General features: G+C 71.9%; 21 protein-coding genes. 9 read left to right on the top strand and 12 right to left on the bottom strand.

From position 1 onward, the window contains the following. Nucleotides 1-32: 32 nt before the first annotated feature. Nucleotides 33-1,829 carry a M4 family metallopeptidase gene (locus tag OG448_RS29195; RefSeq protein ID WP_405558254.1) on the bottom strand — a complete coding sequence of 599 codons (1,797 nt, stop codon included), beginning with the start codon at nt 1,827-1,829 and terminating at the stop codon, nt 33-35. A 314-nt stretch (nt 1,830-2,143) separates the two neighbouring features. On the opposite strand from OG448_RS29195, the gene OG448_RS29190 reads away from it, so the two are divergent. The 6 genes from OG448_RS29190 to OG448_RS29165 all read left to right on the top strand — a co-directional run bounded on the left by OG448_RS29190 (nt 2,144) and on the right by OG448_RS29165 (nt 8,210). Then, nucleotides 2,144-3,349: a serine hydrolase domain-containing protein gene (locus tag OG448_RS29190; protein ID WP_405558252.1), complete on the top strand. Its 1,206-nt coding sequence runs from the start codon at nt 2,144-2,146 to the stop codon at nt 3,347-3,349. A 72-nt stretch (nt 3,350-3,421) separates the two neighbouring features. Beyond that, complete coding sequence (locus tag OG448_RS29185) at nt 3,422-4,099, top strand: AIM24 family protein (RefSeq protein WP_405558250.1); 678 nt, start codon at nt 3,422-3,424, stop codon at nt 4,097-4,099. A gap of 176 nt (nt 4,100-4,275) precedes the next feature. Then, nucleotides 4,276-5,316: a tetratricopeptide repeat protein gene (locus tag OG448_RS29180; RefSeq protein WP_405558249.1), complete on the top strand. Its 1,041-nt coding sequence runs from the start codon at nt 4,276-4,278 to the stop codon at nt 5,314-5,316. Continuing rightward, nucleotides 5,313-6,311, top strand: coding sequence for a polyprenyl synthetase family protein (locus OG448_RS29175; protein WP_405558247.1), 999 nt, complete (start codon nt 5,313-5,315; stop codon nt 6,309-6,311). Before OG448_RS29180 ends, OG448_RS29175 begins: the two co-directional genes overlap by 4 nt. 115 nt (nt 6,312-6,426) lie before the next feature. Next, nucleotides 6,427-7,458, top strand: coding sequence for a hypothetical protein (locus tag OG448_RS29170; RefSeq protein WP_405558246.1), 1,032 nt, complete (start codon nt 6,427-6,429; stop codon nt 7,456-7,458). Nucleotides 7,459-7,556: 98 nt separating this feature from the next. Next, on the top strand, nt 7,557-8,210 hold the full coding sequence (locus tag OG448_RS29165; RefSeq protein ID WP_405558244.1) for a DUF2238 domain-containing protein: 654 nt from the start codon (nt 7,557-7,559) through the stop codon (nt 8,208-8,210). Here the strand turns inward: OG448_RS29165 and OG448_RS29160 are convergent. Then, on the bottom strand, nt 8,207-8,701 hold the full coding sequence (locus OG448_RS29160; protein ID WP_405558242.1) for a DUF6328 family protein: 495 nt from the start codon (nt 8,699-8,701) through the stop codon (nt 8,207-8,209). The genes OG448_RS29165 and OG448_RS29160 overlap by 4 nt on opposite strands. Nucleotides 8,702-8,766: 65 nt before the next feature. Further along, complete coding sequence (locus OG448_RS29155) at nt 8,767-9,651, bottom strand: SDR family oxidoreductase (RefSeq protein ID WP_405558240.1); 885 nt, start codon at nt 9,649-9,651, stop codon at nt 8,767-8,769. 135 nt (nt 9,652-9,786) lie between these two features. Here OG448_RS29155 and OG448_RS29150 point away from each other — a divergent pair, with 135 nt between their 5' ends. Further along, complete coding sequence (locus OG448_RS29150) at nt 9,787-10,671, top strand: LysR family transcriptional regulator (protein WP_405558239.1); 885 nt, start codon at nt 9,787-9,789, stop codon at nt 10,669-10,671. A gap of 1 nt (nt 10,672) precedes the next feature. Here the strand turns inward: OG448_RS29150 and OG448_RS29145 are convergent, their stop codons facing one another. The 5 genes from OG448_RS29145 to OG448_RS29125 all read right to left on the bottom strand — a co-directional run bounded on the left by OG448_RS29145 (nt 10,673) and on the right by OG448_RS29125 (nt 15,667). Then, nucleotides 10,673-11,239, bottom strand: a complete 567-nt coding sequence (locus tag OG448_RS29145; protein ID WP_405558237.1) for a TetR family transcriptional regulator — start codon at nt 11,237-11,239, stop codon at nt 10,673-10,675. Continuing rightward, a complete protein-coding gene (locus OG448_RS29140) occupies nt 11,236-12,723 on the bottom strand; it encodes an MFS transporter (protein WP_405558235.1) in 1,488 nt (495 codons plus the stop codon). The genes OG448_RS29145 and OG448_RS29140 overlap by 4 nt, the downstream gene beginning before the upstream one ends. 106 nt (nt 12,724-12,829) lie before the next feature. Continuing rightward, a complete protein-coding gene (locus tag OG448_RS29135; protein ID WP_405559021.1) occupies nt 12,830-14,047 on the bottom strand; it encodes an FAD-dependent monooxygenase in 1,218 nt (405 codons plus the stop codon). Between the two features lie 90 nt (nt 14,048-14,137). After that, a complete protein-coding gene (locus tag OG448_RS29130; protein ID WP_405558233.1) occupies nt 14,138-14,839 on the bottom strand; it encodes a ribonuclease H in 702 nt (233 codons plus the stop codon). 33 nt (nt 14,840-14,872) lie between these two features. Next, complete coding sequence (locus OG448_RS29125; protein ID WP_405558231.1) at nt 14,873-15,667, bottom strand: VOC family protein; 795 nt, start codon at nt 15,665-15,667, stop codon at nt 14,873-14,875. Between the two features lie 320 nt (nt 15,668-15,987). Between OG448_RS29125 and OG448_RS29120 the strand changes: the two genes are divergently transcribed. Next, a complete protein-coding gene (locus OG448_RS29120; RefSeq protein WP_405558229.1) occupies nt 15,988-16,326 on the top strand; it encodes a phosphotransferase in 339 nt (112 codons plus the stop codon). A 17-nt stretch (nt 16,327-16,343) separates the two neighbouring features. Here the strand turns inward: OG448_RS29120 and OG448_RS29115 are convergent, their stop codons facing one another. Next, nucleotides 16,344-16,826, bottom strand: a complete 483-nt coding sequence (locus OG448_RS29115) for a VOC family protein (RefSeq protein WP_405558227.1) — start codon at nt 16,824-16,826, stop codon at nt 16,344-16,346. 290 nt (nt 16,827-17,116) lie between these two features. Here OG448_RS29115 and OG448_RS29110 point away from each other — a divergent pair, with 290 nt between their 5' ends. Beyond that, nucleotides 17,117-18,007 (top strand): RNA polymerase sigma factor SigF, encoded by an 891-nt coding sequence (locus OG448_RS29110; RefSeq protein WP_405558225.1) that lies wholly within the window; start codon nt 17,117-17,119, stop codon nt 18,005-18,007. Nucleotides 18,008-18,205: 198 nt separating this feature from the next. On the opposite strand, the gene OG448_RS29105 is transcribed toward OG448_RS29110, so the two are convergent. From OG448_RS29105 to mgrA, 3 genes are all read right to left on the bottom strand, one after another. Beyond that, the gene (locus tag OG448_RS29105; RefSeq protein WP_405558224.1) at nt 18,206-18,664 is read right to left on the bottom strand and encodes an ATP-binding protein; all 459 of its coding nucleotides are present in this window, start codon (nt 18,662-18,664) and stop codon (nt 18,206-18,208) included. Nucleotides 18,665-18,815: 151 nt separating this feature from the next. Continuing rightward, nucleotides 18,816-19,226, bottom strand: coding sequence for a hypothetical protein (locus OG448_RS29100; protein ID WP_405558222.1), 411 nt, complete (start codon nt 19,224-19,226; stop codon nt 18,816-18,818). Nucleotides 19,227-19,635: 409 nt separating this feature from the next. Next, the gene (mgrA, locus tag OG448_RS29095) at nt 19,636-20,628 is read right to left on the bottom strand and encodes an L-glyceraldehyde 3-phosphate reductase (protein WP_405558220.1); all 993 of its coding nucleotides are present in this window, start codon (nt 20,626-20,628) and stop codon (nt 19,636-19,638) included. Nucleotides 20,629-20,746: the final 118 nt, after the last annotated feature.

Below are 20,746 nucleotides of genomic sequence, written 5' to 3'. Positions count from 1 at the left end.
GCGGGACGGGGCCTTCTCGGAGCCGGTGTGCGTCAGCGGTTCGCCGGGGTGTTGGCGGCCTTGACGTTGACCGCGGCCCAGGCCCGGTCGACGGTCCGGTACTCGGTGCTCGTCGCGCCGTACAGGTCCCTGGCCGCGTTCAGCGTCGCCACGCGGGCGTCGTGGAAGTCGGTGGTGGAGACCATGTAGCGGGTCAGGGCGCGGTAGAAGACGGCCGTGGCCTTGGCGCGGCCGATGCCCTTGACGGCGCCGCCGTCGTAGGTCGGGGAGTCGTAGGAGACGCCGCCGATCTTCTTCTTGCCGCTGCCCTCGGCGAGGAGGTAGTACGCGTGCGAGGAGACGCCGGAACCGGCGTGCACCTCGGTGTCGTACGTGGCCTTCGACCAGTAGTCGACGGTGCCCTCCAGCTTGTCCAGGGAGGGGTGGTCGAGACGGCGCAGGAACTTCTGCTTCAGGCCCAGCTTCTCGCCCAGCAGGTAGTTCGGCGGGTTCTTCGCGTTGGCGGCGAAGAACTCCACGTTGGAGCCGAAGATGTCGGCGAGGGACTCGTTGAGCGAGCCGGGTTCGCCGTACTGGTTGCCGTCGCGGTCGACGTACGTCGGTTCCAGCTTGGCGGTGGCGTCGACCACGCCGTGGGTCAGCTCGTGACCGGTGACGTCGAGCACCACCAGCGGCTTCTTGATCATGTCGTCGCCGTCGCCATACAGCATGCAGCCGCACGCCGGGTCCCAGAAGGCGTTGCCGACCCCGCGGCCCCAGTGGACCATCGCGCGGGCGGCCTTGCCGTTGTTGGCGATCCCCGACCGGTTGAAGGTCTTCTTGTAGAAGTCCAGGGTCTTGGTGATGCCGTACTGGGCGTCGGCGGCGGCGCTGTTGCGGTTGCTGGTGCTGCCGTTGCCCCAGACGTTGCTGGTGCCGGTGATCGCGGAGCCGCTGCCGAAGGTCTCGGTGTACTTGCCCTTGGCGTCCCGAGTCTCGGTGTTGTACCGGGTGGGGTCCTTGAGCTGGAAGTGGCCGCGCGAGGTCTGCGTGGTGGTCAGCGGGACGCTGCCCACGAACAGGGTCTTGCCGGTGCCGCGCGCGGTCGCCGGGTAGCCCGAGGCGCCCGAGGTGATCCCCGCGAGGAGGCCCGGCGCGGTCTGGGCGGAGGTGGACGGGGTGACCGTCTCGCCGCGCGCCCGCAGCGCCTTGCGGAGTTTGGGCGACAGGAACTCGTCGGCGTCGGGGGTGTTGCTGCGGACCTCGCCGGTGACGGCGTCCACGACGACCGTGCGGGAGCCGCTCGCGCCGTCCAGGGCACTGCCGGTGACGGTGACCCGGTAGGCGAGGGCGGACTCGCCGTCGCGCGCGTCGACGACGAGTTCGGCGGTTTCGGCATCACCCTCGGCGGCGTCGGCCGCCTTGGCGGCTGCCTGCCTGGGGGTGATCCGGGCGTCGGAGGCGGTGGCCTGTACGGACTGGCCGGCCGCGGTGGTCACGCCGGTGTAGGCGAGCTGCCGGTCGAGGTGGACGACGAGGTCGCCGCCGAGCACCGGCATGCCGCTGTGGGCGCGCTGGAAGCGGACGTGACGACCGCCCTCGGGGTCGAACATGACGTCCTGCACGCGGAGTTCGTCACCCGTGCCGACCCCGGAGGCGTCTGCGTGGGCGACGGCGGCCGCGCGAGCGGCGTTCACCACGGGGGCGGTCCGTGCGGCGGTCCGGACGCCTTCGGCGGCCGTGCGGGCCGTCGACGGCGCGGGGCGGGCGAAGGCCGTGCCGGCCAGGCCCGTGGCCGCCGTCGCCACCGCGACGGCGACGGCCACACTGCGTATGTGCGGTCTGCGCACCAGGGGTTGTTCCTTCGTTCGACGGCGGCCGGACGCGCCGGCCGCCGTGACACATGGCGCCGTTGGGCAGCCATCGGGGCAGGCGGGTCGCGCCCCGAAGGTTCACCCTTTCGGATGAGTCATGGCCACGTAAAGAAGGAATGATCCATTTCGCTGTTCTCCGGGACAATCCTTTACCCAAAGGACACCCCGGAGTGATCACCACGTGGCCGACTGTGTGTCGTCCGGGAAGACGGGGTCTCAATCCCCTAGGTTCCAGGCCGGAATGTGACTGATGTCGCATCAACGACGGCGTGGACGGGAGTGGTGACCTGATGGTCTCGGCAACGGTGGGCAGGGGCGCGGTACTCGGGGCGGTGGCGCTGTCGCTCCTCGTCGTCCCGGCGCAGGCGGCGACCGGCGAGAAGAGCGCCGCGGCCGCGCTCCCCGCGCCCGACACGGCGGGCGTGGACGGGGTGCTGCGCACGGTCCGCACCCAGGGCGCCCCGGCCGCGCTGGCCCGGATCGACGATCAGGGCCGCAGCCATCTGATCAGCCGGGGTGTCGCGGACCGGGGCACCGGACGCGCGGCCAGCACCGCCGACCGGTTCCGCATCGGCAGCGTGACCAAGACGTTCTCCTCGGTCGTCCTGCTCCAACTGGCCGACGAGGGCAAGCTGGACCTGGACGCCCCGGTGAACCGGTACCTGCCGAAGCTGCTGCCGAGCGACGCAATCACCGTGCGGCACGTGCTGAGCCACCGCAGCGGGCTTTACGACTACACCAACGACATGTTCGCCCAGAGCGTCTCCGGCTTCGAGGCCGTGCGCAAGAAGGTGTTCACCTACCCCCAGTTGGTCGCGCTCTCCCTGAAGAAGCCGCGCGTCAACGCGCCCGGCGCGGCCTACTCGTACTCCAACACCAACTTCGTGGTCGCGGGCATGCTCATCGAGAAGCTCACCGGACGCCCCGTCAAGGAGGCGTACCAGAACCGGATCACGGGCCCGCTGAAGCTGCGGGACACCTTCTACGTCCACCCGGACACCAAGATCCCCGGCCGGTTCGCGCGCGGCTATCTGACCCCGGACAGCTCCGGCGACCCGCTGGTCGACGCGACCGAGCAGACCGTGTCCTGGGCGCAGAGCGCGGGCGCCGTCATCTCCACCGCCAAGGACCTCAACACCTTCTACGCGGCGCTGCTCGGCGGCAAGCTGCTCTCGTCCGCCCGGCTCGCGCAGATGGAGCGCTTCACCAAGGTCGACGCGACCACCGCGTACGGCCTCGGCCTGCGCCGCCGGGACCTGTCCTGCGGGGTGTCGGTGTACGGGCACACGGGCGCGGTGCAGGGCTACTACACCTACGCGTTCGCCACGAAGGACGGCAAGCGGGCACTGACGGCGGTGGCCACCACCTCCAACAACGGCAAGGTCCTCAACGCGCTGGCGGGCGCCCTGGAGCCGGCCTTCTGCGGGAAGAGCGCCAAGCAGCGGCGCGGCCCGGCGCTGGTGGAGCGCAACGCGGACATCGCCCCTGCGCGCTGAACTCCCTTTCCCGGACGGGCCGTCACTTACGTGATCTTGGCGGAACGAGTCCGTCCGGGACACCATGCGCACATGAAGGGTGACCTCTTTTCCAGTGAGCACATGGTCCGTCCGGCCGTCGAGCCGGGGATGGCGACAGAGAACGGCAAGTGCGTCAGGTACGCGGTGGACGGTGAGATGCTCGCCCGCCAGGGCGCGATGATCGCCCACCGGGGCAGCCTCCAGTTCGAGCGCAAGGGCCAGGGCGTGGGCGGCATGCTCAAGCGCGCGGTGACCGGCGAGGGGCTGCCGCTGATGGTGGTGCGCGGGCGGGGTGAGGCGTGGTTCGCGCACGAGGCCCAGAACTGTTTCATCGTCGAGGTGGAGCCCGGCGACCAGTTCACCGTCAACGGCCGCAACGTGCTGTGTTTCGACGCTTCGCTGTCCTACGAGATCAAGACGGTGAAGGGCTCCGGCATCGCCGGCGGCGGCCTGTTCAACAGCGTGTTCAGCGGGCACGGCAGACTCGGCCTGATCTGCGAGGGCAACCCGCTGGTGATCCCGGTCTCCGAGCAGGCGCCGGTGTACGTCGACACGGACGCGGTGGTCGGCTGGACCGCGAACCTCCGCACCTCGCTGCACCGCTCGCAGTCCATCGGGTCGATGCTGCGCGGCGGTTCGGGCGAGGCCGTACAACTCATGCTGCAGGGCGAGGGCGTCGTGGTGGTGCGGCCCAGCGAGGCAACCCCGCAGAAGCCCCAACAGCACTGATTCCGTACGGGGGTTCCCCGCGCCGCTCGGAGTGATCCGCGTCGCACGGGCAACCCCCCTCGCCGTACCCGCGTCTTGCCCCACGACCGACCACGCCCCGGCCCCCCGGTGGACCGGGGCGATTCGCCCGCTTGCTATACGCGATGCGTATACACGTGGTGTATAGAAGGGTTCACATGTACGGCAAGGCTTTCGCCCCGGAGTACCAGGGCGCCCTGACCACCCTGTCCGTCAATTCCTCACTGACCGATGTGCTCGCCGAGGGGCTCGAGCGGCTGCGCGAGGCCGAACGGGCCGGACACCCCGCCGAGGTGGCCCGCTGCGGTCTCGCGGTCGCCGAGGCGCACCGGCGGCTCGGCAGCACGGCGGAGGCCGACCGCGCGTGGAAGGCGAGTTACCGGGCCGCCCGCACGGCCGGGGACACCGGGGCGATGGCGTGGGCGTTGTGGAGCGGGGGCACGCTGGCCCGGCAACGCGGGGCGTTCCCGCTGGCCTGGCGGCTGCTGGGGCTGGCGGCCGAACTCGGCGACCGCGGCGGCGACATCGTGGTCCGGGGCTACTCGCTGGCCGGGCTCGCGGAGACCGGCCGTATCCAGGGCGACTACGCCGCGGTCGGCCGACTGCACGAACAACTGCTGGCCGAGGCCCGCAGGCGCGGGGAGGCGCGCCACACGGTGTGGGCGCTGGAGGGCATCGCGCAGATGCACCGCAACACCGGCGACTTCGACCGGGCGTACGCACTGTTCGAGGAGGCGGCGGAGATAGCGGAGCGCGCCGACGACCGGCGCGGTCACGCCTGGGCACTGCGCGGGCTCGCGGACATCCTCTCGGCGCGGGACGGGGACACCGGCCGGGCGCTGGAGCTGCTGTCGCGGGCCGAGGAGACGTGCCGGACGATGAACCTGTCCAGCGCGCTCGCCTACAACCACAAGATGCGCGGCAACGTCCTCTACCGCGCCGGGCGTCACGAGGAGGCGCGGGACCTGTACGGCCTGGCGCTGTCCGAGTTCCGCACCATGGACGAACCCCGTGGCGAGGCGCTGTCCCGGCTCGGTCTGGCCAAGTCCCTGGCCCGCCTGGGCCGCGACCCGGAGGAGACGGCGGCCGAACTGGCCGAGCTGGCGGTCGTACTGGAGCGCTCGGGGCTGCGGCACGCGCGGGAGATGGTGGCGCGGGCGCAGGCCGAGTTCGTGCCCGAGACGGAGGGTGCCCGGTGACGGCGGTGTTCCGCGCGGAGCGGATCTCGACGGCCCACGTCCTGTCCGAGACACGTGAGTTGGTGCACCCCGCGCTGCGGGAGGCGGTCGCCGGGCTGCATCCGTGGCTGGCCGAGATGGCCGCGTACTCCTTCGGCTGGTGCGAGGGTGCGGACGCCGGCGGCAAGGGGGTGCGGCCGGCACTGGCGGTGCTCGGGGCGCGGGCGGCCGGCGCGGACGCCGGGGCGGGGGTGCCGGGCGCGGTCGCGGTGGAGCTGGTGCACGCCTTCTCGCTGCTGCACGACGACATCATGGACGGCGATGCCACCCGGCGCGGCCGCCCGGCGCTCTGGAAGGCGTACGGCACGGGCCCTGCCGTCCTCGCCGGGGACGCCCTGTTCGCGCTGGCCGTCGGCATCCTGGCCGACGTGCCCGGCGGGGTCCGGCTGCTCTCGGGCGCGCTGGCCGACGTGATGCGGGGGCAGGCCGACGACCTGCTGTTCGCCTCCCGGCCGTGGACCGGGCCGGAAGCGGTGACGCCCGAGGAGTACCGGGTGATGGCGGAGGGCAAGACGGGGGCGCTGCTGGGCTGTTCGCTCGCGCTCGGCGCGCTGCTGGGCGGGGCCCCGCAGCCGGTCGTCGCCGCGCTGGACCGGGCCGGACGGCACGCCGGGGTCGCCTTCCAGCTCGCGGACGACGTGCTGGGCATCTGGGGCCGCCCCGACACCACCGGCAAGCCGGTGGGCGGCGACCTGCGCGAGGGCAAGAAGACGTACCCGGTACTGACCGCCCTCGCCGCTCCGGAGGGCGCCCGTCTGCGCGACCTGCTCCGCAGGCACCGTACGGCGGAGGCGGCGGCGCTGATCGAGGCGGCGGGCGGCCGGGCCGCGGCCCTGTCGGAGGCTCGCGCGCACATGGCCGCCGCCCGTACGCTGCTCGACGGGCTGCCGTTGGAGCCGGGCGCGGCGGCCGAGCTGGGCACCCTGCTGGACGCGCTCGCGGACCGCGAACGCTGAGGGGGGCCGGTACCGGCTGCGGCGAAACATCACCTATCGGGCCATATAGGCTGCCCCCGGCGCCCGGCCCGCCGGGTGGCCGCACCATCGAACCCCGTACGCAGGAGAGCCATCCGTGACCCTGGCCATCGACCCCTCCGAGACGACCGCCGCCCCGGCGCCCCTGTCCGACCTCGTGGCGCGGGACGCCCGCGAGTTCGGGGTGTACGCGCGCACCGGCGGCTGGGCCTTCGCGCTGATGGTGGCGCGTAGTGTGCGGCCGGGCGGGGAGACGGCCGGGGAGACCCCGAAGGTGTCCGCGAAGGAGTTCGCGGAGCTCGCGGAGTGCTCCCCGGAGCGGGTCATGCGCTACTACCGGGCCTGGGACCGGGCCGCCGACGACGGCCTGGTCCCGCAGTTCGAGACGCTTCAGCCGGGCCAGGAGGTCCAACTCCCTGACTCCGACGTCTGGTTGAGCTACTACTCCTCGCGCAGCAGCGCCGCCTCCGAGCGCGGCACGGCCATCGCGGAGGCCGCCGAGGCCGAGGGCATCCGGCCGACCAAGGCGCTGGAGGTGGCCGAGAACCCGACCGCGCTGCGCGCCGCCATCCTGGCCGACCCCTCCACCGCCCGCGCGGCCCGCTCCGCGCTGCTGGACCGGCTCAAGGAGGACCCGGAGCTCCAGGCCGAGCTGGCGCGGGACGTGGTGCGCACCGACGACCTGAAAAGGGCCGTCGCCACCGAGAGCCGCGCCGCCGACAAGATCGGCTACGTCCGGCAGATCGCGGAGTCCGGGCAGATCAGGACCCCGGCGGGGCAGACCGTCGAGGCCCCCGCCGAACTGCGCGAGGAGGCCGAGCGCCATCTGTCGCTGATCGACGAGCTGGAGGACGACGAGGACACCGGCGAGTGGGCGGTGGAGGCGTACGACACGCTGAAGACGCTGGTCGCCGACACCGTCGAGGCCGACCCCGAACTCCGCGTGCAGGAGCGGCGCACCAAGTTCTACGGCAGCCTCCAGAAGGCGACGCGCGCCTTCGAGGAGCTGACCTTCGACGACGCCCAGGACTTCTACGAGGACGACATGGTCCGGCGCCTGGAGGAGTTGCAGCAGGCGATCGGCTCCTGCCTCACCGCGCTGCGCGGCGCCGTGGGCGACAAGCCCTAGGGAGGCGCGGCGGGGGCATGAGTACCGGTACTCATGCCCCGCGCGCCGGATGGCCGGACGATGGGGCGACCGACACCGCCCAGCCTCTGGAGCCCGCCATGACCGCAGTCCACCCCGACCGGCCGACCGTCCGCCGCACGGTGCCGCCCGTGGTGTTCGCGGGCGTGGCCGCGGCGGGCCTGGCGGTCTCCGCATGGGGCGCGCGGGACCGTACGACGTGGTTCCTGGAGACCTTCTGGGTCCTGATCGGGCTGCCCTTGGTGGTGCTCCTGTGGCGGCGCTTCCCGCTCACCGGGCTGCTGTGCGGTCTGCTCGCCGCGCACGCCCTGGTGCTGTCGGTCGGCGGCCACTACACCTACGCGCAGGTGCCGGCGGGCGACTGGGTGCGGGACACCTTCCATCTGGCCCGCAATCCGTACGACCGGTTCGGGCATCTGATGCAGGGCTTCGTCCCGGCGATCCTGGTACGGGAGCTGCTCACCCGTACCTCACCGTTGCGGGGCAGCCGCTGGCTGGCCCCGCTGACGGTGTGCGCCTGTCTGGCCTTCAGCGCCTGCTTCGAACTGCTGGAGTGGCTGGCCGCCGTGATCGGCGGGCACGGAGCGGACGCCTTCCTGGCGACCCAGGGCGATGTGTGGGACACCCAGTGGGACATGTTCTGCGCCCTGATCGGCTCCGTGCTCTCCCTGCTCCTGCTCAGCCGGGTCCACGACCGCTCGCTGGCGGCCCTTCGGGCCCGTACCGGGCGTTAGCGGTCCTCGGGGTCGGTGTGCCGGCGGCGGGCCCACAGGGGCAGGCCGTACCAGCAGACCAGGTACCAGCAGACCACGGCACCGACCAGCCACGGCACATAGCCGTCGTGAGTGGCCACCCGGAGGATCAGCAGCAACGAGCAGGTCATGGTGGCGAGGAGCAGCACCAGGCCGACGAAGGTCAGACCCCCGGCCAGCCGTACCGCCTGCGGTTTCACCCGGCGTCCGGAGACCAGGCGGTGCAGTGAGACCGGCCCGATGAGGGCGCCGGTCGCACAGGCCCCCAGGACCACGGTGACGATGTAGATGATCTGGTCGGTGCTGGAGAGTTGGGCGTACTTCGCCTGGAAGACCACGGTGAGCAAGAAGCCGAACAGGATCTGTACGCCGGTCTGCGCGACACGTACCTCCTGGATCAGCTCGCCCCACTTGCGGTCGGCCCGCTCTTCCCTGGTCTCGTCCCGCCCCCTGCGCGGTGCCTCCTTGGTCATGCGGTGCAATTAACCGCGCAAACGTTCTTTCAAACCGATCACCTGTCCGGTCTTACTGTGCTGGTTCACTCGAAGTAGTGGCCCTCGTCCAGATCGGCGAGGAGTCCGGGCCCGGTGGGCCGCCAGCCGAGCCGTTCGCGGGTGGCGGCGCTGGAGGTGGGATTGTCCACCCCGGCGAACCGGCCGAGGAACCCGAAGTGCTCCCCCGCCCGCTCCGCCGGCACGCTCACCACGGGCACGTCCAGGTGGCGGCCGATGACCTCCGCGATGTCCCGGAACAGCACGCCCTCGTCGGCGGCCGCGTGCCACCGGGTACCGGCCGGTGCCTGCTCCAGCACCAGCCGGAACAGCGTGGCGGCATCGAACCGGTGGACGCCGGGCCAGCGGTTGGCGCCGTCCCCGACGTAGGCGGCGACGCCCTTCTCGCGGGCGATCCGGATGAGGTGCGGTACGAAGCCGTGGTCGCCGCGTCCGTGCACGGAGGGGGCGAGCCGCACCACGGAACCGCGCACGCCCTGCCCGGCGAGGTGGACGGCGGCCTCCTCGGACGGGGTGCGGTGGGTGCCCGGCGCGGGCGCGTCGGTCTCGGTGACGAGGCGGCCCGGCGGGGCGATCGCGGTGCCGGAGGTGACCACGAGCGGCCGGCCGGAGCCCGCCAGCGCGTCGCCCATCGCCTCGACGGCCCGCAGATCGGTGGCGCCGGCCGCGTCGAAGTCGGCGAAGTCGTGGACGAAGGCCAGGTGGATCACCCCGTCGGCGCCGTCCGCCGCGCGGGCCAGGCCCTCGGGGTCCTCCAGGCTGCCCCGGAACACCTCGGCGCCGGCCTCCTTCAGCGCGGCGGCCCCGTCGTCCGACCGGGCGAGGCCGACGACCTCGTGCCCGGCGCCGATCAGTTCGGGCACCACGGCGGAGCCGACGAACCCGGTGGCCCCGGTGACGAAAACACGCATGGTGAAGCTCTCCTCGGATGGTCGGTGGAAGTGCCTCCATCGTCGGCCGGGCGGAACCCGCCCGTCCAAGGCTTCTTCCGCATGGCGCAATACGTTCCGGGCATCACCGCTGGTGCGAACCGTAGGCTGGAGGGCATGTCCGACTTCGCGGATCTCGATCTCCGGCTGGTCCGGTACTTCACGGTCGTCGCCGAGCACCGGCACTTCGGCCGTGCGGCCACCGCCCTGCACATCACCCAGCCCTCGCTCAGCCGTCAGGTACGGCGGCTGGAGCGGGAGCTGGGCGTCGAGCTGCTGTACCGCACCCCGCAGGGCACCCGGCTCAGCGAGGCGGGCGAGGTCTTCCTGCCCCGCGCCAAGGCGCTGCTGCGGGCCGCGCGGCAGGCGGCGACGGAGGCGCGGGCGGCCGCCGAGCCCAGCCGGATCACCGTCGGCTACACGACGGGCGTGCTGGTCACCCCGGCCGTGCGGGAGCTGCGGCGCCGGTTCCCGGACGCGGACGTGCGGGCCACGCATCTGCGCTGGCACGAGGCGCGGGAGGCGCTGCTCGGCCACCGGGTGGACGCGCTGGTGGCCCGGCTGCCGTTCGCCACCGACGGGCTGCGGGTGACCGTCCTCTACGACGAGCCGCGCGTGGTGGTGGTCCCGCTGGACCATCGGCTGGCGGGCAAGGAGTCGGTCACGCTGGAGGACATCGCCGACGAGCCCCTCCCCCGCGTCCCGGACCCGCTGTGGGACGCGTTCTGGCGGATCGACCCGGGCCCGGACGGACGGCCGGCGCCGGACGGGCCGTTCATCGGGGACATCGAGGACAAGTTCGAACTGGTCGCGTCCGGCCAGGCGTTGGCCATCGCGGCGGCCGCACCGGGGATGCCGGCGCGGCCCGATCTGACCGCGATCCCGCTGCACGGCGTGGAGCCGTGCCATGTCGCGCTGGCCACCCGCGCAGGCGACGGCGGCCGCCTGCTCGCCGCGTTCCGCCGCTGCGCGGAGTCGCTGCTGACCGGCCCCGAGGGGTGAGTCAGGGCGTCAACTGGGCCTGGACGAGCGGTCCGTAGCGGTCGGCCACCTCGTCCGGGCCACTCTCACGCAGGTGCGGGCCGCGGGCGATGCCGTACATGACGCCGACCCCGATGAGCGCGGCGACGGCCAGTTCGGCGCGCAGGCCGGCGTCGGGGCCGGTGAGCCGGGCGGCGAGGCGGTCGGTGACCTGGGCGCGGAAGTTGGCGCGCAGGATGTCGCCGTGGTCGCCGTGCAGCGGGGCGAAGGCGATGCGCAGCAGCGGGTCGGCGCCCCGGTCGCGCTGGCTGGCCAGGACGTGCCGGACCATGTGCCGCCCGAGGCCGGCGAGGGGTGCGTCGAGGAGGTCGTCGGCGTCGGTGTCGAAGGACATGACACGGGCGAACAGGGCGTCCTTGTTGCCGAAGTACTTCAGCACCAGCGGCGGGCTGACACCGGCCCGCTCCGCGACGGCCTTGAGGGTGATGTCGGCGTGCGCGTGCCGGGCCAGGAGGTGGCGGGCGGCCTTGAGGATGGCCGCCTTGGTCGCCTCGGCGTCCCGGCGCGCGGGGGCGGGTGCGGTGGTCACGCCTCCTCCAGGGCGCGGGCCCCCCGGGTGGCGCCCTCGGCGCGCGGGGCGCCGTCGGGGGTGCTGTCGCCGGGGATGGTGAGCGCGGCCGCGCAGGCGGCGAGCGCGACGGCGCCGGCCATGGCGAAGGCCAGCAGATAGCCGTGCAGGGTGGGCACCGGCAGCCCGCCGACGAGGCTGGTGTGGTGGACCAGTACCGCGGCGACGGCGGCGCTGGAGACGGCTTGGCCGATGGTCCGCATCAGGACGTTGACGCCGTTGGCGGACGCGGTCTGGGCGGCCGGTACCGCGCGCAGGATGAGGGTGGGCAGCGCGGAGTAGGCGAGGGTGGTGCCGGTGGCCACCACGGTCGCCCCGAGGATGATCATCCACAGGTCGCGGCTGTCGGCGATGCGCAGCGCGTAGCCGCAGGCGATGACGGCGGCGCCGAGCGCGAGGGTGATCCTTGGCCCGCGCCGGGCGGAGATCCGGGCGGACAGCGGTGAGAAGAGCAGCATGGTGACGCCGCCGGGCAGCAGGCAGAGTCCGGTGGCGACGATGGACAGCCCGAGCCCGTAGCCGCTGGCCTTGGGCGCCTGGACGAGCTGGGCGGTGACGAGCGAGTTGGCGTAGAACGCGAAGCCGGTGAGCAGGGCCGCCACATGGGACAGGCCCACGCGGGGCCGGGTCACCAGCCGCAGGTCGACCAGGGGGCGGGCGGTCCGGAGCTGCTGGCGCCACCACAGGGCGAGCACCACGGTGAAGGCGGCGAACAGCCCGAGGACGGCGGGGCTCGTCCAGCCCCACTGGCCGCCCTGGGAGACGGCGAGCAGCAGGGACACCAGCGCGACGGCCAGGCCCAGCGCGCCGACCACGTCGAACCGGCCGGGCTCACGCACCGGCGATTCCCGGACCGCCCACCAGGTGGCCGCGACCCCGAGCGCGCCGAGGGCGCTGGTCAGCCAGAACATGGTGTGCCAGTCGGCGTACTGCACGACGAGCGCGGCCAGCGGCAGGCCGAGCGCGGCACCGATGCCGACGGTGGAGCTCATCAGCGCGACCGCCGACCCGCGCCGCTGGGGCGGGAGTTCGTCGCGCAGGATGCTGATGGACAGCGGGACGACCGAGGCGGCGGCGCCCTGGAGGGCGCGGGCGGTGATGAGCACGGTGATGTCGGAGGACAGCGCGCACAGCACCGAGCCGATGGTCATCAGGGCGAGCGCGGAGGTCAGCACCCGGCGCTTGCCGTACATGTCACCGGCGCGACCGAGGACCGGGGTGAGCACGGCCCCGGAGAGCAGGGTGGCGGTGACCATCCAGGAGACGGCGGCCGGGGAGGACCCGGTGAGCCGGGGCAGGTCCGGCAGGAGCGGGACGACCACGGTCTGCATGACGGCCATGAGGATGCCGCCCGACGCCAGCACGGGGATGGTGAGGCGCTCCCGCAGCCGGGGCGGCGCCGCGAGGGCGCCGGACGGCTCGGGTATGGGGGCGGAGGGGCCCATCGACACTCCTGTGGGTGAATGTGCGTGACTGGTGAATAGCCATTCACTCTATCCAGTGAATGACCATTCACCAACATTTACCAGGGCCCTGAGCTGGGGCGCAGGGTCAGCGGGGGCGGTCGGGGGTGCGCGCGGCGTGCAGGGCGCGGGCGGCGCGGGGGCCGAGCCAGCGCTTGAGCCGGCGCAGCGGTTCGAGCTGTCCGGCGGCCTTGTCGAGGCCGTAGTAGAGCTGGGGCGGTACGTAGGGCAGCAGCGGGGAGTGGCGCTGGCCGAGCAGGGCGAACATGCGATGCGGGGGCAGATCGATGTAGCGGGGCAGGCTCTCGTACCAGCGGGCGCTGTAGCGGGCGGCGCTCTGCGCGGACAGCAGCTCGAAGCGGCGGCGCTTCTCGTAGGCGGCGAGGGCGTCGGGGAGGGAGGGGTGCTCGCGCAGGGCGGTGGCCAGGCACATGGCGTCCTCCAGGGCGAGGGTGGTGCCGGCGCCGATGGAGTAGTGGGTGGTGTGGGCGGCGTCGCCGAGCAGGACGAGGCCGCCGTGGTGCCAGGTGCGGTTGGTGAGGGTGCGGAAGTTCAGCCAGGGGACGCTCACGCCGTCGCTGGTGCGGCCGATGAGGGGGTGGCCGTCGAGGAGGCCCGCGAAGAGGTGCTCCAGCAGGGCGAGCCCCTCGCCCTCGTCGGCGCTGTGCAGGCCGAGGCCGGTGAGGGTCTCGGGCGAGCACTCGATGACGCAGGTGCTGTGCTCGGCGTCGTAGGGGTAGCCGTAGGCCCAGATCCAGCCGTGCGCGGTCTCGACGAAGGCGAAGGTGAAGGCGTCGAAGACCTTGGTGGTGCCGAGCCAGAGGAAGTGGTTGCGGCCGTGGGTGACATGGGTGCCGAACTCCTCCGCGTACCGGGTGCGCAGGGCGCTGCCGATGCCGTCGGCGGCCACCACCAGGTCGGCCCCGGCGGGGGGTTCGGTGATCTCGCTCGTGAACTCCAGCCGCACGCCGAGGTTTCGGGCGCGCTCGGCGAGCAGTTCGAGGAGGCGGTGCCGGCCGATGCCGGAGCCCTGGTCACCTGGCTGACGGATGCTCAGGTCCCGTACGTGGGCCACGCCTTCGTGCCAGTGGACCGAGTGCCGAGCGATGGCGTCCGCCGACTCGGGGTCGTGGGCGCGGAGCCGGTCCATCAGCCCCTGCCAGTAGGTGACGCCCCAGCCGTACGTGGAGCCCTCGGGGGCGCGTTCATGGACCGTGATGTCGTGGGACGGGTTCTGCCGCTTGAGCAGGATGGCGAGGTACAGGCCGGCTGGCCCGCCCCCGACGCAGACGACCTTCACGCGCACACCCCTGGAAGTCACCGGACGTAGTCGATCGGCCTCGCAGGGTAGCAGCGTGGGCGTACGACCGGACCCGGGAGCATCCGCCGGGGCCGGTCAGCCGGTGGCGGTACGGCACTCCGGGTGGCCCCAGCCCTGCGCGTTCTTGGCGATGGACTCGCCGGCGGCGTAGGAGCGGCCGCAGAGGCAGCGGCCGGCGAACTTGGCCTTGATGGTCCGCGAGGAGGCGGCCCCGGAGGCGCCGGTGGCACGCCGGGGCGTCTTGCGGCGGGCGGACGGAGCCGGGGTGTCGGGCGAGGGCGGCGGCTCGGGCGAGCCATGGGCGCTGCCCGCGGCCTCCTGCACCACGGCGGCCTGGCTGGCGGCGCGGTCGGCGAAGTCGTTCAGCGGGTCACCGTCGACCTGGTGGGCGGGGACGTACCGGAACTCGACCGAGCGGCCGTCGAGCAGCGCGTCGATACGGACCACGAGGTCCTGGTTGGCGACCGGCTTGCCCGCGGCGGTCTTCCAGCCGTTGCGCTTCCAGCCGGGGAGCCAGGTGGTGACGGCCTTCATCGCGTACTGGGAGTCCATCCGGACCTCCAGCGGCACATCCGGCTCGACGGCGGTCAACAGCCGTTCCAGCGCGGTGAGTTCGGCGACGTTGTTGGTGGCCCGGCCGAGCGGGCCCGACTCCCAGCGGGCCGGGGTCCGCTCGTCGTCGTCGGAGACCACCCACGCCCATCCGGCCGGTCCGGGGTTTCCCTTCGAAGCCCCGTCGCACGCGGCCACCACACGTTCACGCATGTGCCCGATCATGCCATGGCCGCGCGCGGGGTCCGACCGGCCGGGTCAGGCGTCCTTGAAGTCGGGCATGCCGCCGTCGGTCGTGGTGACGTCGATCACCGAGAAGCTGGCGCCCTGCGGGTCCGTGAGGGCGGCGAACCGGCCGAAGGGGCTGGTCATCGGGCCGAACCGGAGCACGGCACCGCGCTCGGTGGCGCGGGCCACGGCCGCGTCGCAGTCCTCCACGGTGAAGTAGACGTTGACGTACGAGGGGACCTCCGGCGGGAACTCCTCCCCCATCCGCATCCGGCCGAGCACCGGGTCGGCGCCCAGGTCGAACAGCCGGAAGTCGACGTGCTCGTCCGCCAGCTCCTTCATCCGGTACGGGAAGACGGCCGACAGGAACGCGTCCGCCTTCTCCGGCTCGCGGGTGAACAGCTCCGCCCAGCAGTAGGCGCCGGGCTTCGCCACAGCCTCGAAGCCTTCGTGGGCGTCGCCCTGCCAGACACCGAAGACGGCGCCGCTGGGCTCGCGGACGATCGCCATCGTCCCGAAGTCACCGACCCGCATCGGCTCCATCAGCACCTCGCCGCCGTTCTCCCGGATCTTCGCGGCGGTGGCGGCGGCGTCCGGCGAGGCGAAGTAGAGACACCACTGCGACGTGCTCTCCTGGCCGGGCATGGGCGGGACGATGGCGGCGACGGCCTTGCCGTCGGCGTACGCCTGGGTGTAGTTGCCGTACTCGGACGACGACTCGCCGAAAGTCCAGCCGAGGACGTCGCCGTAGAACCGCTTGGCGCCCTCCAGGTCGGTGAACATCGCGTCGGCCCAGCAGGGCGTTCCTTCGGATTGCACGGCCATGGTCGGCCCTCTCGTGTTGACGGTTCGTCCCGGAAGATCACGCTAGCCACCCGGTGGGCGGCTCGCTCGGGGACGATGTGCCGTTCGGTGGTCTGGTTTTTTCGGTCGACAGCGGGGACACACCGGCTCTTGGACGGGGCCGGTGACGCTGGTGGGCCGCCTGGTGGCGCGGCGGTTCCCGGCGTGGGCGGAGCTGCCGGTGACCCGGCTGGGGTCGTCCGGCACGGAGAACGCGATGTTCCGCCTGGGCCAGGAGCTGGTCGTGACGAGTCGACCCGTGAGGCGCTGGGCCGGATCGACACGGCCGAGGCGGCCGCGCGGTGGGAGCGGGCACTGGCCCGCCGGCCTGGGCGCACGGCGACCTCTCCCCCGGCAACGTGCTGGTCACCGGTGGTGGCCTGAGTGCGGTGATCGACTTCGGCTGCGCGGGGGTGGGCGATCCGGCCGTGGACCCGATCGTGGCCTGGAACCTGCTGCCCGCCTCCGTCCGGGACGTCTTCCGCGACGCGGTGGGCGCGGAAGACGCCCAGTGGGCGCGCGGCCGGGGTTGGGCGCTGTCCATCGCCCTGGTCCAGCTCCCCTACTACTGGCGCACCGACCCGGTACTGGCACAGAACGCCCGGCACACGATCGGCGAGGTGCTCGCCGAGAGCGCGTGACCGGGCGCCGGGCCCGGTCATTCGCCCGCGTACGCCTTCTCCAGGGCGGCGAGGTCGATCTTGCCCATCTTCATCATGGCGCCGAAGGCACGGGCGGCCTTCTGCGAGTCGGGGTCGCTGGTCATCTCGAGCAGCCGCTGGGGGCAGACCTGCCAGGAGACGCCGTACTTGTCCTTGAGCCAGCCGCAGGGGCCGCCCTCGCCGCCGTCCTCGGTCAGCCGGGCCCAGTAGTGGTCGATCTCCCGCTGGTCGGCGCAGAGGATCTGGAACGAGATGGCCTCGCTGAACGTGAACTCGGGGCCGCCGTTCAGGGCGACGAACTTCTGGCCGTTCGCGGTGAACTCGACGGTGAGCACGGTCCCGGCCTCACCGGGGCCGGCCTCGCTCCAGCGGGTGACCCGGCCGATGCCGGAGTCCTTGAAGACGGAGACGTAGTAGTGCGCCGCCTCCTCGGCCTGGCCGTCGAACCAGAGACATGTGGTGAAACCATCGTGGGACATGGGGACCTCCTGGACGGGTCGCGGCGCCGGTCGCGCGCTCACCTGTATCGACCGGCCCCCGCCCCCGGACTCATCGGTCGCGGGTCGATAAGATCGAGCCACTTCGGCTGTTTCGAGCCACCTCGAAATTCGTCTGCATGCGTCGCGTGACCGGGGGTACCCGCCCCGTGAGAGAAGACGTGCATGGGGCGGGGTTTTCCGGGTAGCCGGGGACCACGCGGCAACCGTGGCCTCGGGCAACCAGGGCCCACGGGAGCAGTCGTCGAACCGTGACTTACGTGGGAGAGGTAATGGACACCGCCGTCGGCATCCGGTCGCAAGCAGAGGTCGCGGACAAGGCCGCGCAGGACATGACGGACGAGGAGATCCTTCCTGGTATCGCGGACCCCGCGTCCGTCGCCCCGCGTGACGCGCGGGCGCTGTCCCGCCAGTTCTTCCGCCGGCTGGCGGAGCTGGAAGAGGGCACGCACGAATACCAGTACGCGCGCAACACGCTCATCGAGATGAACATGTCGCTGGTGCGCTTCGCCGCCGGGCGTTTCCGGGGCCGGGGCGACGACATGGAGGACATCGTCCAGACCGGCATGATCGGCCTGATCAAGGCGATCGACCGGTTTGAGATCTCGCGCGAGGTGGAGTTCACGTCCTTCGCGCTCCCCTACATCGTGGGTGAGATCAAGCGCTTCTTCCGTGACACCACCTGGGCGGTGCACGTGCCGCGCCGGCTCCAGGAGCTGCGCGTGGAGCTGGCCAAGGCCCGTGAGGAACTGTCGAGCCGGCTGGACCGCGACCCGACCGTGGCCGAGCTGGCCACGCTGATGAACATCACCGAGGAGCAGGTCGTCGAGGGCCAGCTCGCCTCCAACGGCTACAACTCCAGCTCGCTGGACGCCGCCCTCACCGGCGACGGCCGCGAGGACGGCGAGGCGGTCCTGGCGGACTTCATCGGCGTCGAGGAGGAGGGTCTGCGGCTGGTGGAGGACTTCCACGCCCTCGCCCCGCTGATGGCCGAGCTGAGCGACCGCGACCGGCAGATCATCCACATGCGGTTCGTGGAGGAGGCCACCCAGGCGGAGATCGGCGAGAAGCTGGGCTGCTCGCAGATGCACGTCTCCCGTCTGATCAAGCGCATCATCGCGCGGCTGCGCCAGGGCATGCTCGGCGAGCTGGGCTGCGCCTGAGCCCGCAGTGCTGACGCTCTGACACCTTGAAGTGAGTAGGGCGGTCCGGTTCGGCCGGGCCGCCCTTCGTCATGCCTGCTCGGCCTCATGTCCGCTCAACGGGAGCCGGACGCGCGAAGGCCGGTTCCGGACACACGAAGACGCCGACCGGATCGCGGTCGGCGTTGACTGGCTCAGGAGGGCCGTGAAGCGGTCAGCTCAGCCGTCCAGCCGGATCAGGGCACGCACGCGCTTCCCCACCGGTACGCGGTCCACGGTGATCTCCGAGGCGACCGCTCGCACGATCTCCAGGCCGTGATGGCCGACCCGCTCGGGGTCCTTGGGGAAGAAGCGGGGCAGGGCCACGCTGCTGTCGTACACCGAGACGCTGATCGCACTGTCGGTGCCCTCCAGCTCCAGGATGTACGGACCCCCGCTGTGCCGGTCGGCGTTGGTGACCAGCTCGCTGACGACCAGCAGCAGCTCCCCACCGGTACGGCTGTCCACGGTGGCGCACCACTCCGTGCGCAACTGCTCCAGGAAGCGCCCGGCGAAGGCCCGCGCGTCGGCGATGCATCCTGGTTCCCCGGTGTAGTGCGCCGCACGCCGAAGGGGTTCCACGGGTACGTCGAAACCAGTCGGTATCACTGCCACTGCCACGCCCAGGTGTTCGGTCATGGTGTCTCTCTCGAAATGCCCGGTACGGCCGGTCGCCTGTTGCCTCTGTTGCTCGTACCCCGACTCGGCCCGCGCATTCCACCCAATCCGTTCGCTGTGCGCGCACCTGTTCCTGGCCTGGCGCGAGCGGGCCGGGCCTGCGGTTTCGCGCTCAGGCAACGGGGACGACGAAGGCGGGGACGGTGCGCTGCATGCGGAGGGCGTCGATCGACTCGGCGAGAAGTTCGTACTCGGTGGTGTCGTCGCTCGCGGCGATCCGCACCAGGCGTCCGCCGGCCAGTTCGTCCGCGACCAGTTCCTGCCGGGCGTCGTCGGAACACCAGGCGCGCAGCAGGGTGGGGACGTCGGCCACGGTGTCCGGGACGGGGACGAGGGCGCCCGCCGGGATCTTCTCACCGTCGGGGCTGGGGTCCAGGCGTTCGGCGATCCAGGAGGCGCGGTCCCGCAGCCACCACAGGGCGAGCGCGAGGGTGGGCGCGCGGTAGGTGCCGAGCGGTACGCCTACCCGCTGACCGCCGCAGATCCCGTACGCGGTGACATGGCACAGGAATTCATCGTGCACGATCACTCCCCCGTTGCCTCGCCGGTGTGCCGACCGGTCCCTCTCTTTTCCGTGCGGCTCCTGTGCGGTGAAGTGCCCCTGGCATTTCGAGTATCGCCACAATGGAAACACTGTCACCATGTCTTTCCGGCCACTCTCCTGGCATATGCGATGCCCCGATTCTGGCCGAATCATGTGACGTGCGGGAGCACCCCGCATTAGTTGGCGGATTATCGACCGTGGACGGCGCATCAAGTCCCGGCTCGCCCGCGCCCGCAAGGCAAGAGCCCAGGGGTGAGGCTTCCCTGGGCTCTGCCGCCGCTCCGCTTCCCGGCGTGGCAGGAATTCAGCGCCACCCGTGCCGGAATACGCGAAGAAATTGTGAAGGCGGAAAAAACTTCCGCCTTCCGTCACTACCGTTCCGGCGAGTTCAAGTCTGCACGACGGCGTCGATACGAGCCATGTCGTCCTCGTTGAATTCCAGATTCCGGATGGCGCCGACGCTGTCTTCCAGTTGCTTGGTGCTGCTCGCCCCCACAAGAGCGGAAGTCACCCGTCCGCCCCTCAGCACCCAGGCGAGGGCCATCTGGGCCAGGGTCTGACCGCGCGAGGCGGCGATCTCGTTCAGGGCGCGCAGCCGGCCGACGAGGTCCTCGGTGACGGCGTCGGACTTCAGGAACGGGCTGTCGCTCGCCGCGCGGGAGTCCTCCGGGATGCCGTCGAGGTAACGGCCGGTGAGCAGGCCCTGCTCCAGCGGGGAGTAGACGATCGAGCCGACCTGAAGCTCGTCCAGGGTGTCCAGCAGCCCCTGGTCCTCCGGGCGCCGGTCCAGGATGGAGTAGCGCGGCTGGTGGATGAGGAGGGGGGTGCCCAGCTCGCCCAGGATGCGCGCCGCCTCACGGGTCTGCTCCGCCGAGTAGTTGGAGACGCCGACGTAGAGCGCCTTGCCCTGCTGGACCGCCGAGTGCAGCGCGCCCATGGTCTCCTCGAGCGGGGTCTCGGGGTCGAAGCGGTGCGAGTAGAAGATGTCGACGTGGTCCAGGCCCATCCGCGTCAGGCTCTGGTCGAGCGAGGACAGCACGGACTTGCGCGAGCCCCATTCCCCGTACGGGCCGGGCCACATCAGATAGCCGGCCTTGGTGGAGATGACCAGTTCGTCGCGGTACGGCGTGAAGTCGGCCTTCAGTGCCTCACCGAGCGCGGACTCGGCGGCGCCGGGCGGCGGGCCGTAGTTGTTGGCCAGGTCGAAGTGGGTGATCCCGAGGTCGAAGGCGCGGCGCAGGATCGCGCGCTGGGTCTCCACCGGCCGGTCGGGGCCGAAGTTGTGCCACAGGCCGAGCGACAGCACGGGGAGCTTCAGTCCGCTGCGTCCGGAGCGCCGGTAGGGCAGGTCTGCGTAGCGGTCGGGGTGGGCGGTGTACAACGCGACTCCATAAGGGGTTGGCACACGGTCTTTCCGGCGCCGGACCCGTACGCGTCCGGCAGCCTCCCCCAACTCTTCCCCGGAGCGCGGTCAGCGGTCCAACAGAAGAATCCGATGG

Origin of the sequence: Streptomyces sp. NBC_01171, from assembly GCF_045039805.1 — a bacterium.
Taxonomy (GTDB): Bacteria; Actinomycetota; Actinomycetes; order Streptomycetales; family Streptomycetaceae; genus Streptomyces.
The sequence above is the reverse complement of the archived record's forward strand: the minus strand, read 5'-3'. Positions and strand labels throughout refer to the sequence as shown.